Annotated in this window: 14 protein-coding genes; 11 read left to right on the top strand and 3 right to left on the bottom strand. The window is 42.7% G+C overall.

Annotated elements, in window-relative coordinates; translation table 11 throughout:
* The first annotated feature begins 220 nt into the window (after nt 1-220).
* From AACU32_RS27005 to AACU32_RS26980, 6 genes are all read left to right on the top strand, one after another.
* Nucleotides 221-1,246 carry a hypothetical protein gene (locus AACU32_RS27005; RefSeq protein WP_096604238.1) on the top strand — a complete coding sequence of 342 codons (1,026 nt, stop codon included), beginning with the start codon at nt 221-223 and terminating at the stop codon, nt 1,244-1,246.
* Nucleotides 1,231-2,184 carry an AAA family ATPase gene (locus AACU32_RS27000; protein ID WP_096604237.1) on the top strand — a complete coding sequence of 318 codons (954 nt, stop codon included), beginning with the start codon at nt 1,231-1,233 and terminating at the stop codon, nt 2,182-2,184. Before AACU32_RS27005 ends, AACU32_RS27000 begins: the two co-directional genes overlap by 16 nt.
* Nucleotides 2,177-3,877 carry a hypothetical protein gene (locus AACU32_RS26995; protein WP_096604236.1) on the top strand — a complete coding sequence of 567 codons (1,701 nt, stop codon included), beginning with the start codon at nt 2,177-2,179 and terminating at the stop codon, nt 3,875-3,877. Before AACU32_RS27000 ends, AACU32_RS26995 begins: the two co-directional genes overlap by 8 nt.
* Before the next feature lies 1 nt (nt 3,878).
* On the top strand, nt 3,879-5,522 hold the full coding sequence (locus AACU32_RS26990; protein WP_339378304.1) for a formylglycine-generating enzyme family protein: 1,644 nt from the start codon (nt 3,879-3,881) through the stop codon (nt 5,520-5,522).
* A 148-nt stretch (nt 5,523-5,670) separates the two neighbouring features.
* Nucleotides 5,671-6,381: a hypothetical protein gene (locus AACU32_RS26985; RefSeq protein ID WP_096604234.1), complete on the top strand. Its 711-nt coding sequence runs from the start codon at nt 5,671-5,673 to the stop codon at nt 6,379-6,381.
* 42 nt (nt 6,382-6,423) lie between these two features.
* Nucleotides 6,424-7,287, top strand: coding sequence for a CHAT domain-containing protein (locus AACU32_RS26980; RefSeq protein ID WP_339378303.1), 864 nt, complete (start codon nt 6,424-6,426; stop codon nt 7,285-7,287).
* Between the two features lie 167 nt (nt 7,288-7,454).
* Here AACU32_RS26980 and gcvP read toward each other — a convergent pair whose 3' ends face one another.
* A complete protein-coding gene (gene gcvP, locus AACU32_RS26975; RefSeq protein WP_096608193.1) occupies nt 7,455-10,340 on the bottom strand; it encodes an aminomethyl-transferring glycine dehydrogenase in 2,886 nt (961 codons plus the stop codon).
* A 104-nt stretch (nt 10,341-10,444) separates the two neighbouring features.
* Here gcvP and AACU32_RS26970 point away from each other — a divergent pair, with 104 nt between their 5' ends.
* Nucleotides 10,445-10,567, top strand: coding sequence for a hypothetical protein (locus AACU32_RS26970; protein ID WP_339378302.1), 123 nt, complete (start codon nt 10,445-10,447; stop codon nt 10,565-10,567).
* Between the two features lie 171 nt (nt 10,568-10,738).
* On the opposite strand, the gene gcvH is transcribed toward AACU32_RS26970, so the two are convergent.
* Both gcvH and gcvT read right to left on the bottom strand, forming a co-directional pair.
* Nucleotides 10,739-11,128, bottom strand: a complete 390-nt coding sequence (gcvH, locus tag AACU32_RS26965; RefSeq protein ID WP_096604232.1) for a glycine cleavage system protein GcvH — start codon at nt 11,126-11,128, stop codon at nt 10,739-10,741.
* A 226-nt stretch (nt 11,129-11,354) separates the two neighbouring features.
* Nucleotides 11,355-12,494 (bottom strand): glycine cleavage system aminomethyltransferase GcvT, encoded by a 1,140-nt coding sequence (gene gcvT / locus AACU32_RS26960; RefSeq protein ID WP_096604231.1) that lies wholly within the window; start codon nt 12,492-12,494, stop codon nt 11,355-11,357.
* 136 nt (nt 12,495-12,630) lie between these two features.
* Here gcvT and AACU32_RS26955 point away from each other — a divergent pair, with 136 nt between their 5' ends.
* The 4 genes from AACU32_RS26955 (at nt 12,631) to AACU32_RS26940 (ending at nt 16,689) form a co-directional block, all read left to right on the top strand.
* The gene (locus AACU32_RS26955) at nt 12,631-13,125 is read left to right on the top strand and encodes a pentapeptide repeat-containing protein (protein WP_096604230.1); all 495 of its coding nucleotides are present in this window, start codon (nt 12,631-12,633) and stop codon (nt 13,123-13,125) included.
* Between the two features lie 450 nt (nt 13,126-13,575).
* Nucleotides 13,576-13,860 (top strand): HU family DNA-binding protein, encoded by a 285-nt coding sequence (locus AACU32_RS26950; RefSeq protein ID WP_009457351.1) that lies wholly within the window; start codon nt 13,576-13,578, stop codon nt 13,858-13,860.
* 26 nt (nt 13,861-13,886) lie between these two features.
* On the top strand, nt 13,887-14,966 hold the full coding sequence (cobD, locus tag AACU32_RS26945) for a threonine-phosphate decarboxylase CobD (RefSeq protein WP_096604228.1): 1,080 nt from the start codon (nt 13,887-13,889) through the stop codon (nt 14,964-14,966).
* Between the two features lie 214 nt (nt 14,967-15,180).
* Nucleotides 15,181-16,689: a dihydrolipoyl dehydrogenase family protein gene (locus AACU32_RS26940; RefSeq protein WP_096604227.1), complete on the top strand. Its 1,509-nt coding sequence runs from the start codon at nt 15,181-15,183 to the stop codon at nt 16,687-16,689.
* Nucleotides 16,690-16,706 lie beyond the last annotated feature (17 nt).

The raw sequence follows: 16,706 nt of genomic DNA, 5'->3' as shown, positions 1-16,706 counted from the left end.
AGAGCCAGAAAAGTTTAGGGGCAGAATTTAAAATATTTCTCCCCAGTTTTTTCGTCATTGCCAAATGATGATATTAATCTCGATTTAAAAATACTGGAATAACTTTTTTAATATGTTCTTCAACACGACGCAATTTTCCCTGGCTGCAAGTTATTCTTGAGATAAATATTGATGTTACAATCCAAGCTAGATTAATTATTTTAAATATTTAGGAGAAGATATGTCTTCGCTGAAACGTTTGGAGGCAAAACGTGAAGACTTGGAAGATGAATATGAGGAAATTCGGAAAAAGTTGAAATGGTTTAAGAAAGAACGAATAGTCAAAACCGATTCAGAAGCGAAATATGAACTGGATCAAAAAATAGAAGAATATGAAGAAGAATTGCTAAATTTAGAGCAAGAACTTGACGAGTTAGAAGAGCAAATTAATCAATCTAAACAAGCGGGAAACTCTAACTTAGAAAAATACTCAAACTTGGATGTTTTATATAAATCACTATTGAAGTTAGGATACTGGGAACAGCACAACCTCTTTGAAGAGATTGCTGGTAAATATTCTTATGGTGTATTTTTGATTCAAGGAGCTACCAAGGAATATGGTCAAAGATGGTTACTCAATCGCTTAGCTGCGATTATCCCCAGTAGTTTAGAGGGAAGAAATATTATTATTGATTTAAATCGAACTTCATCAAGAACAGACATCTCAGCAATTTGGGCAGAATTTGCAGATCGAGTTGGTTTATTGGAAAATAGCTCACCTGCTCAAATTGCTAGCAAAATTTGTGATTTATGGCAATCACAAAATGTTATAATTGTGTTTAATAACGTTGATGAAACTATTAAAGAAAACCTGTCTGACTTATTAACCGATTTTTGGAAATTACTCACTCAAAAATTCCTAGAATCCCAGAATCAACAAAATACATTTAAACTATTTATTTTCCTTCTAGACTATCAAGGTGTAGTAGCTCGGTGGAATGTTGGTTTTGTCGAGAATTATCATTCAGATTGGCAACCGATTTACCCTCTGGAATTACCTTTGATCGATCCATTTTCAGAGGAAGAGTTGCGGGATTGGTTAAATTATCAGAGCGATTTCTTACCTCCAGCTATGTCTGCTAATAAGGCAGAAACCGTTAAAGTGCTTTTAGAGAAGCAAGGGATTCCAATCCCAACCCTACGAAAAGTTTGCAATCTTTGTGGTTGTAGTTTGTCTGAACAGGAGGGTAAGTGGTTACGCCTTTAAATTCCGATCGCCTGGAGTATACAGGTAGAAAACAACCGAAACAAGGAGAAAGCTACAAAGGTAAGCTCATCTACCCTTACTTGCCTAGTCAAGAATTAGTGGATGTTGTGAATCTAGCAATTTACTTAGGTCGTCCATTATTACTCAAAGGAGAACCTGGATGTGGGAAAACCCAATTAGCTCTTGCAGTCGCTTATGAATTAGGGCTAGATTTTGAGGCTTGGTATGTAAAATCCACAAGTCGAGCTAAAGATGGATTATATGTTTATGATACCATTGGGCGACTGCGAGATGCTCAATTAGCCGCATCCGGTTCTTTAACTATTGAAGATAAGCAACGCTTTAACGATGCAAATTCTTATATCCGTCTTGGTCCATTAGGGCGAGCTTTTATTAATCCAAAGCGCACAGTAGTTTTAATCGATGAGATTGACAAAGCTGACATCGATTTTCCCAATGATTTATTGCTGGAACTTGATGAGCAACTGATTAAGATTGAAGAAGTACGAGAAAACGGGAAAGAAAAGGAAATTCAGGCGATCAATCCACCAATTGTCTTCATCACTAGTAATGATGAGAAAGATCTACCTGATGCTTTTTTGCGTCGGTGTTTATTTTACCGCATCAATTTTCCCAGCGATCGGCAAATAGTGCAAATTGTCAAAAATCGCTTCCCTGATATTGCAGAGGAATTGGTAGACAAAGCCGTTTCTCGGTTTATGGAATTACGTGAAACTCTCTATGGCGAAACAGGCAAATTCAGTAAGAATGTAAGTACCAGTGAATTGCTCGATTGGATTAAGGCACTGAAGCGAGATTCGTTGCCAGAAGCCTTAAAAAAGTTATCGGGAGATAATCGCCTGCCTTACTTAGAAGTATTACTCAAAAGTTGGGATGCCCATGTGAATTACTTGAGGCTCAGTAGCGATCGTGAATGATCCGGCACTGCTAGAACTATTCACCTGTTTAAGGGAAGCAGGTTTGCCGTTAGGGTTGGCAGAATATCACCTGCTGCTTCAGGCTGTTCATGGAGGGTTTGGGATACGCGATCGCACTGCACTGGCTCAACTATGCTGCGCTCTTTGGGTCAAATCTGAGCGAGAAAAGCAAATTTTTCAGGATTATTTCGACCAGCTGATTCCAGAACAAATTTTTGTTAAACCTGAACTTGACAACACTGACTCAACAACGAATCAACAGGAACAGCCGATTTCTAGGAAACGTGAAACAGTCAAAATCCGACGTTTTGTGTTGATAGGACTGACTACCTGTGTTGTTGCGATCGGTAGCGCATTCTTCCTAACACAGCTTAATTCTAGAAAATCAATTGGGGCTGGTAGTTTAGCCTTTGATGGCATTCCTTTGATTACTCCTCACTACATTGCTAAAGAAACTGACAAGACAGCTAAAATCAAAATTATTCGTACTGGCGGTAGTCAGGGAGCGGTCAGCGGCACATTGACTTTATCAGAATCAAACCGTCTCAATACTACTCCTCAAAAGTTTTTATTTCCTAACGGTAAAACCGAAAAAATAATCGAAATTCCTATTGTTAACAACAATAAGGCTGAAATTGACCGGCCGATTACTTTATCTTTAACTAACATTCAAGGTGGAGCCAAACTTGGCGCTCATAAGGTAGCAGTCTTAACTATCCAAGATGATGATGGGGGTATATGGGCATTTTTTGCGAATATTTTTCCTAATTTAGCAACTATTATCAATAATATTGCTAAATATTCGGAAGAACTATGGATTATAGCTGTTTGCATAATTTTGCTTGTTATTGTCTGGAATATGTGGAAAATTCGACAGACAACTTCTTCCAGGGATGAGGCGATCGTTCCCCAAACTTATACCAACTTACCCAGAACAATGCTTTCGCCTGAAGTCATTCGGACAATGGCTGACGAGATTCAAGTGGCTAAAACAATCAGGCGATCTGACGACCAACTTAGCGAATTTCCCCTCATCGTTAACGATTTGCTTGTCACCCATCGACAAATGAAGCAAGGGTGGCGTTATCTGCGTCAGTTTAGTCGGGAGGGGCCACCCATTGAGTTAGATATGGAAGCCACTATTCAACAGGTTGCTCAGCACGGAGTTTTATTAAATCCTGTGTTGGTTCCACGACGTACTAACCGCATAGAACTTCTGCTATTAATCGATCGGGATGGTTCAATGGTTCCGTTTCACCACCTTTCTCAAGAATTGGCAGATACAGCATTGCGTGGAGGGCGCTTCAGCCAGGTTAGGGTTTACTACTTTCACAACTGTCCGGATGAATATCTGTACCGCGATCGCTATCATTTAGAAGCAGAATCAATAGATGATTGTTTATCAAACTTGCCTAAAACTAGAACAGTTTGCTTGATTTTTAGTGATGCTGGTGCAGCGCGTGGTGGATTTAGTTCTAGGCGACGGCGGTTAACAAAATTCTTTTTAAAAGAGCTAGGGCAGTATGTACGCTATATTACATGGCTTAATCCGGTTCCTCGCGATCGCTGGGAAACCACAACCGCCCATGAAATTGCGGCTTTAGTTCCCATGTTTGAGGTAAATCGTCAGGAATTTTACAGAGCGGTCGATGTCCTGCGTGGACGGCATCAACCATCAAAGGACGGAGAGTAATATGACGAATGCTAGTAATTTGCTGCCAACAACACGTTCTCTTGAAATCGAGCAGGCGATCGCATCATTCCAAAAACGATTTACCGAAGCCCATTTATACCTAGCCTATCATGCTGCCTTGCCCATTGCTCTCACGCCCCATTTAACCTACTGTCTCTGGGCGAATTTTCAAAAAGATTTAAAAAACCAGGATTTAAAAGTGCCGTGGATTGCAGTAGCCGACTTGCTACTCTCTCCGCTTTGTCGCGAGGTAGGACATGAGCTATATGAAATAGATGTAGATATACGCAATTATCTATTAGAGCAAATGATTCATCATCCTCGCTTCGGTCACAAGCGTGTTGAGGAATTAGCCCATTTTTTACTGTCCTACGTGCAGCGAGAATTGAATGATTCTAAATCATCAGTACAAACTCTGGCTCAGGCTCAACGTTGGACGGCACTTGCGTATGTTTATCCGGAGGCTGTCGCCCATGATTTGGCTGGGACACTTGCGGAATTAAGCCTTAGCGAAAAAACAGAATGGCTGCGGATGACATCGTTAGCAGAAGCGATCGCCACTCCTCTGCGTCAGGCTCATTTTGAACCCCTGCTAGTGTATCTTCAAGGGATGCGCGAACTGGCTCGTGGCAATCATATCCAAGCCGAATCAACCTTCAAATCTTTGCCAGCGCACAATCATCGAATTGTCGTAGCTGGAGTCACTTTACCCATTCCTGAATTCCAGGACTCTAATTGGCATATCAACCCGATTGCATTCAGGGCACCTTCTCTAAAGTCATTTAAATTTGAGATAGCTAAATTAATTCGTCAACCCCAGTTTATGGGGTTGGGTTCACGCTGGCTAATTGAGCGACATGAACAACAAGCAACCCTGTTTTATGAGCGATTAGAAGGGAAGATTTCCTTAGAAATGGTGCGTATACCAGAAGGCAAATACTTAATGGGAACTGCACAAAAAGAAGGAGACTATCGGGAACGCCCTCAACATCCAGTCAACATTGGGTCTTTCTTTTTAAGTCGTTTTCCTGTGACACAAGCCCAGTGGCGGGCAATTACCAAGATTACCAAAGTCCGGATTGAACTGAATCCTGACCCTTCCTCCTTTCAAGGTGATAATTTACCTGTAGAACACATTACTTGGTTTGAGGCGATCGAGTTTTGCGAGCGTTTGCAATTACAAACTGGGAAGCCTTATCGTTTACCCAGCGAAGCCGAATGGGAATATGCTTGTCGTGCAGGCACAGAAACACCATTCTACTTTGGCGAAACGATTTCTCCTCAACTTGCCAGTTATGACGCAAGCAAACGATATCGTTCTGGCCCTGAAGGACTAGCTAGTCAACAAACTAGTGAAGTAGGTTCTCATAATGCAGCGAATGCTTTCGGACTAGATGAAATGCATGGTAACGTCTGGGAATGGTGCGCCGATCACTGGTATGACGACTATAAGAATGCACCAGCCGACGGAAGTGTCCGAATTAGCGATCGCCGAACTTTCCCCAGAGTTATTCGGGGTGGTTCCTGGATGGATGAACCGGCTATCTGTCGTTCTGCCTATCGAAACGGCATTCCGCCTACAAACAAAGTGCTTACCATTGGCTTTCGAGTAGCCGTGTCATTGCACGAGGCAAATCTCAGATAATCTTGTTAGCAATTAATAAATATTTATTTATTATTCATCCAATAATTTTACAAAAATTTATTTAAGAGTACCTCAGTGGGTACTATCAACGTTAAGCAAAAGTCTTATAGTTAAGCAAGGCTATAGCAGCAGTGAGAGATTATCCTGTATGAGTATCCTTTCCGATCTTCAGACAAAAAAGCTTGGATTGTTTGAACTTATAGCAATGGGCTTCGATTTATATTTAAAGTATTTCCGAAGTTTTTTTATTCTTTTATGTATGATGCTGCCCTTCTCAATCATATATCTTATTTTAACCTTAAATCTTGCTTCAAATCCCATATTATTGATTCCCTACTATCTATTTCTTATATTTTATTTTTTCGTTGTAATTCCAGTTTATACTATTGCATTAGCTATTCTTACAGAAGGCTATGTTTTAGGAGAAAATCCTCAGCTTAATCTGGCAATTCAACGAATTTTGTCTCGATTCATACCACTCACTGGCTTAAATATAAGATTTAATATTATCTTCCTATCGGGGCTTCTATTACTAATTGTTCCAGGTGTTATTTATGCAATAAATAACGGTTATTTTGCCCTGGCTTTTATACTTCGAGACCAAAGAGGTAAAGCAGCATTTCAATACAGTCGATCTTTAGTCAAAGGGAATTGGTTGAAGGTATTTTTATTCAACGTGCTACTTTATATAATAATTTTCGGCTTACAGGCATTGATGAACAAAATTTTAAGTAGCGTTATTGTAAACTATCCAGTATTAATTACTATTCTTTCCAGCACATTAGCAAGCTTAGTTACACTTGGAGTTACAATTAGTGGGATTTTGCTCTTTCTCAACTTAGAATTTCAAAAACAATAACATAAGAAACAAATCGTTTGAATATGCACGTATCATTTAAATATGGCCGACCCATCTGTTCTAACTATTTTATTCCTAGCAGCAAATCCAGCAGAAAGCTCGCAGTCACATTTTGAGCAGGAAGCACGAGATATTAGTGATGGGTTACAAAGAGCAAAACATCGCGACAGCTTCAGATTTGAACAACGATGGGCGGTACGTCCGCGTGATATTCAACGGGCTATGCTCGATTTGAATCCGCAGATTATCCATTTTTCAGGACATGGAACGGGGGATAAAGGGCTGGTTTTTGAAGATGAAATTGGCAATGCAAAGCTTGTGGATGGGGACGCATTAGCAGGGCTATTTGAACTGTTTGCTGACCAAATTCGCTGTGTTGTCCTCAACGGCTGTTATTCACAAGTACAAGCCCATGCGATCGCCCAACACATAGACTATGCGATCGGCATGAACCAGGAAATTAGCGATCGCGCGGCGATCGAGTTTGCAGTGGGGTTCTACGATGGGCTAGGGGCAGGTCGTCCGATCGAGTTTGCCTATAAACTGGGGTGTGCAGCAATTCGGATGGCGGGACTACCTGATAATTTAACTCCCATTCTCTACGAAAAGCCAGAATTAGATGCTATTTCTCAGCCAAATGATTCTGCAATTTTAGAAACTAACCCTCTCAATAGCACAACTCAAAAAACGTCTTCAAAGCGGCATACTCAAGAGAAGCTTGAAGACTTAGAAGAAGAGTATGAAGGAATTCGGAAAAAGTTGAAATGCTTGAAGAAAGAACGGACTATTAAAACTGATTCTGAAGCTAAATATGAACTGGATCAACGAATAGAAGAATATGAAGAAAAATTGCAAAATATTGAAGTTTTGCTTGAGCAATTAGAGAAAAAATCAGGACAAAATTAACTGTAACAGGACTTACGCAAAGACTACGATTTTACTTCATTACGAGCGAAGCGAAGTAATCGCAGAGGCTTGGTTTTTCCTCAGGTGTCCGTAAGTCCTATGTAATTAAAATCACGCAAGGACTTTGTGTCTTTGCGTGAGATTTAATAGTTATGTTTTAGCAGTACCTACTGCTGTGAATAAGCCTCCATTGGTAGACAAGAACAAACAAAATTCCTGTCGCCAAAAGCTGCATCAATTCTACCTACACTCGGCCAGAATTTATGTTGGCGAGTCCAAGGTGCAGGGTAGGCTGCTTGTTCGCGAGAATAGGGATGATTCCATTCACCAGTAATTAAGCTTTCAGCAGTGTGGGGCGCATTTTTCAAAACATTATCGTGAGCATCCACCTTACCTGATTCAATTTCGGCGATTTCTTGGCGAATGGCAATCAAAGTATCACAGAAACGATCCAATTCTTCTAGAGATTCGCTTTCTGTAGGTTCTACCATGATTGTACCTGCCACAGGCCAGGAGACAGTCGGCGCGTGAAAGCCGTAATCCATTAGCCGTTTGGCAACATCATCAATTTCGATGCTCGCAGATTTTTTGAGCGATCGCAAATCTAAAATACATTCATGGGCAACTAGACCATTTTTCCCTTGATACAACACGGGATAATACTGTTCAAGTCGCTTGGCTATATAGTTAGCATTCAGGATGGCGATTTTAGTTGCTTGTGTCAAACCAGTCGCACCCATCATGACAATATACATCCAAGAAATTACCAGGATGCTAGCACTACCCCAAGGTGCAGCCGCTACCGCACCCAGTGTACCACCCATCTTGACTACAGGGTGTCCTGGGAGAAATGGTACTAAATGGGAAGCTACGCCAATCGGCCCCATACCAGGGCCACCGCCGCCATGAGGGATACAGAAGGTTTTATGTAGGTTCAGGTGACAGACATCTGCGCCAATATCGCCGGGACGACAAATTCCCACTTGGGCGTTCATATTCGCCCCATCCATGTAAACCTGTCCACCGTGTTCGTGAACCACAGCACAGATTTCTTGAATGGCTTCCTCGAACACACCATGAGTTGAGGGATATGTCACCATCAACGCCGCCAGTTCATGACTGTGTTTTTCTGCTTTAGCTTTGAGGTCATCCAAGTCAATATTACCTTGTAAGTCACAGGCAACGGCGACAACCTTCATGCCACACATCACCGCACTAGCGGGGTTAGTTCCATGTGCTGAGGTAGGAATCAAGCAGACGTTGCGGTGTGCTTCTCCCCGGCTTTCGTGATACTGATGAATCACTAACAGTCCGGCGTATTCACCTTGAGAACCAGCATTTGGTTGGAGAGAAATTCCTGCAAATCCAGTAATTTCTGCTAACCATGCTTCTAGCTGCTGGAAGAGGATTTGATAACCCAAGGTTTGAGATGGAGGTGCAAAGGGATGAATCTTGCCAAATTCCGCCCAGGTGACTGGTATCATCTCCGCTGTAGCGTTTAACTTCATCGTGCAAGAACCTAAAGGAATCATCGATGTAGTTAAAGATAAGTCCTTAGTTTCTAGCTGGTGCAGATAACGCAACAACTGGGTTTCTGAGTGATAGCGGTTAAAGACAGGATGAGTCAGGTAACTGCTGCTACGGGCAAAGGTTGAGTTTTGTAAAGGTGATGGACGCTGTGTGGCGATCGCATCGGCAATTTCGGGAAAATCAAAATCTAGGCGATCGCTATCTGCAAAAATCTGCCAAAGTTCTAGTACATCATCAACTGTGGTTGTCTCATCTAAGGAGATTCCCACCGCCGTGTCATCAAAAATTCGTAAATTAATATTACGTGCTTGGCAACCGTCAAGAATTGTGTCTAAGTTGCGTCTTCCCAAATCCACCCGCAACGTATCAAAGAAAAATTCAGAACTGATGCTGTAACCCAAACGCTTGAATCCGGCTGCCAAAATTAAAGTTAGCTGATGGATATTCTCAGCAATATTCTTCAGTCCATCGGGGCCATGATAAACAGCGTACATACTCGCCATCACAGCCAACAGCACTTGGGCTGTGCAAATATTACTTGTAGCTTTTTCCCGCCGAATATGTTGTTCGCGGGTTTGTAAAGCTAGGCGTAATGCAGGCTTATCTTGAGCATCTTTTGATACACCAACAATTCGCCCTGGAACTTGCCGCTTATACTCTTCCTTGGTAGCAAAGTATGCTGCATGAGGCCCGCCAAAGCCCAAAGGTATACCAAAGCGCTGAGTACTACCAATGGCAATATCAGCACCAAATTCACCAGGAGGGGTGAGTAAAGTTAAGCTTAAAGGGTCTGCTGCTACCGTCACCAATGCACCCTTAGCATGGGCTTTTTCGATAAAAGCGCGGTAGTCGTAAATAGTGCCGTCACTAGCAGGGTATTGCAGAATTGCCCCAAAAATTGGTTGATCAAAATCAAAGTTTTGATGGTCACCAATAATAATATCTATCCCCAGCGGTTTCGCCCGTGTTTGCAGCACATCAATCGTTTGGGGATGACACTCACGGGAAACAAAATAGGCATTTGCTTTATTTTTACAAACACCGTAGCTCAAACTCATGGCTTCGGCTGCTGCTGTCCCTTCATCCAGTAATGAAGCATTAGCAATTTCCAAACCCGTTAAATCGATAATTAACGTCTGGAAATTTAGCAGCGCTTCCAACCGTCCTTGGGCAATTTCTGGCTGATAGGGAGTGTAAGCAGTATACCAACCAGGATTTTCCAGAATATTTCGCTGAATCACCGGGGGGGTGATGCAGTCGTAATAACCCATCCCAATAAATGAACGGAAAACTTGATTTTTCTCAGCAATTTTTTTCAACTGACCCAGCGCTGCGTACTCAGTTTGTGCCTCTGGTAATTTTAATGCTCCCTTGAGCCGAATTAAGAGAGGTACTGTTTTGTCGATCAACGCATCAAGGCTAGAAAAACCTAACACACCAAGCATTTGCTGGATGTCATCAGAGTTAGGGCCAATATGCCTGTGTATAAAATTATTTAAATTTTGTTTCCTTTCGTCTAACATTTGGCGATCACTAGACTGGGAAATAGGGGCTTTTACCACAAATTGCTCTCCCGATGGAACTATTTAATATTTTGCAATAAATATGAGGGAATTGGGAATTGGGCATGGGGCATTGGGCATGGGGCATGGGGCATTGGGCATTGGGCATTGGGCATGGGGCATTGGGTAATATTGAAGAAGACACGGGGACACGGGGACACCCAGACGCTCTTACACCCCATGTCTAAAGCCAGGGGATTCCAGCAAGGAATGTCTTTTTTCTTCTCCACTACTAAAGTCTCTTTCTTGAAACCATTCGCGTTGAACCCAAAACACAGGCGACTCTCCGCGTCACCGTGTCTCCCACTCTCCGCGTCCTATAAAGGTCATCAATTATTTCTCCCCTGCCCCCTGCCCCCCTACTCCCCTTCCACCAAGGCGCGATACTCATCTGCACTCATGGCATCATTGACTTCATCTGAGTCATTGACGCGAACTTTGAGGAACCAAGCCTCACCGTAGGGATCGTCTGCGAGTAATTCTGGATTCTCTATCAATTCTTCATTACGTTCGATAACTGTACCAGTAACCGGCGCATTTAGACTTTCAACGGCTTTTACTGATTCAATCGTGCCAATACTGTCTCCCTTAGCGATCGCATCGCTAATTTCCGGCAATTCTAAAAACACGATATCACCTAATTGATTTACGGCAAATTCGGTAATGCCAATGGTAGCAATTTCACCTTCTAACCGCACGTATTCATGAGTATCCAGGTATTTCAAATCCTGAGGATATTCCAAAGACATACATTTCCCTCGTCACATCAAAAAATTATCTGCCTCAAGATTAATCCAAGGCATATCTGGTAATTAACCATACTGTAGATTAATTAACTGGCACAATAAATCAAGGATCTGTCCAGAGTCAAAAGTCCAAAGTCCAAAGTCCAGAGTCCAAAGTCCAAAGTCAATAGTCCACTGCTGAGAATTTCTTGACCATTGACCATTGACCATTGACCATTGACCATTGAGCTTAGTTAATCACGCGATTTTTTGAACGATAAAAGGGTCGTTTCACAACAGATGTTGGGTAAGCTTTACCGCGAATTTCCACTTCTAGTTGCTGACCAACAGTGGCTAGCTCAGAAGGGACATAAGCTAAGGCAATGGGATAACCGAGTGTCAGTGAGAGTGTACCACTGGTAACTTCCCCTACTACTTTACCTGAAGATAATACTTGGTAACCATGACGGGCAATATTCCTTCCAGGCATTCGCAAACCCACCAACCGCCGCTGCAAACCTGCGGCTTTTTGCTGTTCTAAAACCGCACGGCCGATAAAATCACCTTTGGTATCTAAGTGAACTAGCCAACCTAAACCTGCTTCTAGGGGGGTGGTGCTGTCATCGATATCTTGTCCATAAAGTGCCATTGCGGCTTCTAGTCTGAGGGTATCTCTAGCACCCAAACCGCAGGGAATTACACCAGCATCATAAAGACTTTGCCACAATGCTATCCCCACTTCTGGATCGACCATCACCTCAAATCCATCTTCGCCAGTGTAGCCTGTGCGGGCGAGGAAGCCTGTTTTTCCTAATATTGGTGCTTGCAGGTGTCCAAAGGCTTTAATGGGGTGTAAATCTGATTCTACAAGGGGCTGGAGATAATCAATGGCTTTTGGCCCTTGTACAGCTAGTAAAACTTTGTCTTTTGACAGGTCTTGAAATTCCACTGTCTTCAGGTCAAGGTGTTGCAATAGCCATGCTTTATCTTTACCGGTGGTTGCCGCATTAACAATAATTGCTACTTGTTGATTACCACTGCTGTCTTCACCTTGGTAATAAACGATAATGTCGTCAATAATTCCACCTTGAGGATTTAACAATACGGTGTATTGCGCTTGACCTAGTTTTAGGCGGCTTAAGTCTGATGGCACTAAAGCCTGGAGTTGAGAAATCGGGTTTTCACCTACGAGAGTAAATTTACCCATGTGGGAAATATCGAACATGCCTGCTGCATTTCTTACAGCTTCATGTTCGTGGCTAATGCCAGCAAACTGCACCGGCATTTCCCAACCACCAAAGCTGGTGAGGCGTGCTCTAAGTTCTACACCCAGTTGATATAAAGGAGTTCGCGCCAAAGATAAGGCGATTTCTGGTTCTTGATTAGCCACAGATATTTTCGTGTTTGCGATCGCACTTCAACATCTATCCTACGAGATGGTTACAAAAGCAGGAAAATTTCATACTTCAGTCCAGTAGGGTTTAATAGTGAATGGCAGAAGTGTTGAGATTTATTAAGCAAAAATTATGAAGTATCGGCAACTACTAGCTAGCTTGGTCTTAGCTATGGTTCTTTTTTTATTTCCCTTATCAGCGCAAGCTGCAAGTTCTTCCAGTATTACCCGTTCTGCTGGCGACGAACTCACAGGTAAGGATTACTCAGGGCAAAGTCTCATTGGCACAGAGTTTACCAACCTCAATTTAGAAAATGCCAATTTTAGCAATGCTGACCTCCGGGGTGTCGTATTTAACGGTACGGTTTTGCAGGGAGTCAGTCTGCATGGTGTCGATTTTAGTAATGGCATCGCCTACTTAGCAAGGTTTAAGGGTGCGGACTTAAGCGATGGGATTTTCACAGATGCCATGATGCTGCGTTCTACCTTTGAAGAAGTTAATATCACAGGCGCAGACTTTACCAACGCCGTCTTAGACGGAATACAAGTTAAGAAACTTTGCGCTAAAGCTAGCGGCGTTAATCCTAAAACTGGCGTAGATACTCGTGAGTCGTTAGGCTGTAGGTAAATGGGCTGGTGGCGGGACAGGGGAATGGGGCATTGGGCATTGGGCATTGGGCATTTCTTATTTATCTTCCTTGTCTCCCTTGTCCCCCTTGTCCCCCTTGTCCCCCTTGTCCCCCTCATCCCCCTCATCCCCCCTGCCCCCCTGCCCCCGACACAGGTGTTTTCACTAAGTATTTATCCCTACCAAAGGGGTGGTTTCGAGGGAAACAATCACCCTCAAAACACAAAAAATCCTGAAATCTATATAAATTAATGGTTTCATATATCCACATCAGGCTACTACACCTTAGAATGATTCATTGAAAAGTCGAGCCGATGGGATTTGCAGCCATTTTGAGTAAAAATGCTCCCAAAGGATGACTTTTGTATTCCTACAAACAGAGATTTCCGTAAGGATGCTTCAAGGTGCATCTGTAGCGTGTCTCAAGTAAACCTCAAGGAGTTTGATTTTATGAACAAAGGTGAATTAGTTGATGCGGTAGCTGAAAAGGCTAGTGTGACCAAGAAGCAAGCCGATGCAGTTCTGACTGCGGCTTTGGAAACCATCATTGAAGCTGTTTCCTCTGGCGATAAAGTAACGCTGGTTGGATTCGGTTCCTTTGAATCACGGGAACGTAAAGCCCGTGAAGGTCGTAACCCTAAAACCAATGAAAAGATGGAAATTCCTGCTACCAAGGTTCCTGCCTTCTCTGCTGGGAAGTTGTTTAGGGAAAAGGTTGCACCCCCAAAATCATAGGTTCTTGTTCTAGGAACCTTAATTTGATGCGGCAACCTGCACACGGGGGCAATTTAGCTTGGGCAGCAGCACTGGCTGGCTGTCCCCCTGCTGCTATTCTGGATTTTTCTGCCAGTATTAGCCCGTTGGGGCCACCGAATAGCGCGATCGCCGCTATTCAATCCCAAATAGGTAATCTTAGGCACTATCCAGATCCTAATTACAGTGAACTGAGGCTCGCTCTCAGTCACTTCCATCAACTACCATTCGAGTGGATTCTGCCGGGTAATGGCTCAGCAGAATTACTGACATTAGTTGGTCGAGAATTAGCCGAATTAGCCGCAACAGTTTTAATAACTCCAGCCTTTGGCGACTACTACCGGACTCTGTCGGCATATAACGCTCAAGTACTGGAGTTTCCCGTTGATTGGGAATCGGCAGCTAATTTGTCATCTTTTCTTGACAAAGGCAGCAAAGATTTTCAGGACATGGGACTACTTCTTAACAATCCCCAGAATCCTACGGGAAAGCTTTTTTTACGGGAATCAATTCTCCCCTACCTGGATCAATTTGCCTTGGTAGTGGTGGATGAGGCGTTTATGGACTTTTTGTCTCCCGATGAGGAACAAAGTCTGATAGCGCTAGTACAGGAATACGACAATTTAGTAGTGTTGCGATCGCTCACAAAATTTTACAGTCTACCTGGGCTGAGGCTGGGATATGCGATCGCTCATCCTGACCGCCTATCTAAATGGCAGTTGTGGCGTGACCCCTGGCCTGTCAATACATTGGCAGCAGCAGCGGCGATTGCTGCACTCCAAGATAGGGAATTTCAACAGCAAACCTGGTTATGGCTACCACCTGCAAGAACTCAACTCCTTGGAGGTTTAGCAGCAATTCCAGGACTACACCCAAAAAACAGCGCTGCCAACTTTTTACTGGTAGAGTCAAATCAGTCAATTTCCCAGTTGCAGCAACAATTACTGACGTATCACCAAATTTTAATTCGCGATTGTTTGAGTTTTAAAGAACTAGGCGATCGCTTTTTCCGCGTTGCTGTACGTACTCAAGCCGACAACCAACGCTTACTCACAGCGTTAAACTCAGTAATAACTGCTGAGTGTTGATTTTTGTGTCAGTTATCAATTGTTAGTGGCCAGTTATGTTTGATTTTCAACTGGCCACTAACTAAATAACGCAAGTGAAGATCAGGGGGATGAAAGAGCAGAGGAGCAGAGGGGCAGAGGGGCAGAGGGGCAGAGGGGACAACACAGACAAATAACTATTGCCCAATGCCCAATTACCAATGACAAATGACAAATGACAAATGACAAATGACAAATGACCATTGACTACGATGTTGTGATTATTGGTGGCAGTCTTACTGCACGCTACGCAGCCCTAGTGGCTAACCAACTACAAGCTAAAGTTGCCTTAGTGGAACCCAAACTTAACTATGGGTTTTACTATCACCAAGCGATTAGCGAAATTGGCAACCTAGCGCAGCATCTACGTGAAGCAGTTGGTCTGAGTATTCCTACCTCACCCGTGGAAACTCCAGAAAAATCTCCAATATCGGTAGTATTACCAGAGGCGATGTTATATGCGCAAGGCGTTGTCTCGAATATAGAAGCACAGCATTCTGCCGCTAACCTAGCCGCCCTAGGAGTGGATGTTATTTTTGACAATGGTCAATTTCAATCTTCGCCCCATTTAGCATTTGCTATTAGCGATACCAAAAGCGGGCTAAACCAACGGCTTTTGAGATCCCGTACCTATTTGCTAGCTAGTGGTTCCCGTCCAGCCATTCCAGAGATTGACGGATTATCAGCCACCGGCTACCTTACCTTATCCAACATTTGGCAATTTCTCCTGTATGGGCGGGGAAAATACACCCCAAATTCTCCCACGCCAACACCACCGAAAAATTGGGTGATTCTTGGTGGTGTACCCCAAAGCATAGAAATAGCTCAAACCTTAGCGCGGTTAGGTTGTCATGTCACACTCGTTGTTCAGCGTTCCCAAATTTTGCCGAATATTGACCCAGAGATAGCCCAGTTACTTCAGGCACAATTAGAAGTTGAAGGTGTGCGTGTTATCACTCAAACAAAAGTAACTCAGGTGCGGCGAATTGAAGATAAAAAATGGATTCAAGCTGGAGATCAAGCAATTGAAACAGATGAAATTTTAGTAGCAACTGGACAACAACCAAATGTTGAATCTCTCAATTTAGCAGCAGTAGACGTGAAATGGTATCAGCGTCATTTAGTAGTTAATAATAAACTGCAAACTACCAATTCTCGGATTTATGCTTGTGGTGATGTCATTGGTGGCTATGATTTTATCAATGTTGCTCAATATGAAGCGAGAATAGCGTTAAATAATGCTTTATTTCTTTCTAAGTCAAGAGTTAATTATGAGTGCATACCTTTAGCGATATTTTCGCAGCCGATGTTAGCGCAAGTCGGTATGACAGAGAAAAAAGCAAAACAGCAATATCATCACCAAGAAGTTTTAGTATTGCAACAGTATTTTAAAACAGTAGCAGCAGCCCAAATTCGCAACGAAACTACAGGTATTTGTAAATTAATTTTATTACGCAATGGCGAAATTTTAGGAGCCGAAATATTTGGTGCAGCCGCAGGAGAATTAATTAATATAATTGCCTTGGCAATATCCCAAAATATTAAAATTCAGCAGTTAGAAAATTTATCGCCTATCTATCCTAGTTTTGCAGAAATTATCGAAAAATCTGTACAAGAGTGGCACAAACAAAAGTTAAATAGTAACCTGGCTTGGCAAGAATTTATAGAAAGTTTCTTACACTTCCGCCGCGATTGGAACCTATAAACAGAAGAATATCAGAT

It is taken from the genome of Calothrix sp. NIES-2100 (assembly GCF_963875285.1).
Classification (GTDB): domain Bacteria; phylum Cyanobacteriota; class Cyanobacteriia; order Cyanobacteriales; family Nostocaceae; genus Aulosira.
Note: the sequence above shows the minus strand (reverse complement) of the source record. Positions and strands in the feature narration are given on the sequence as shown.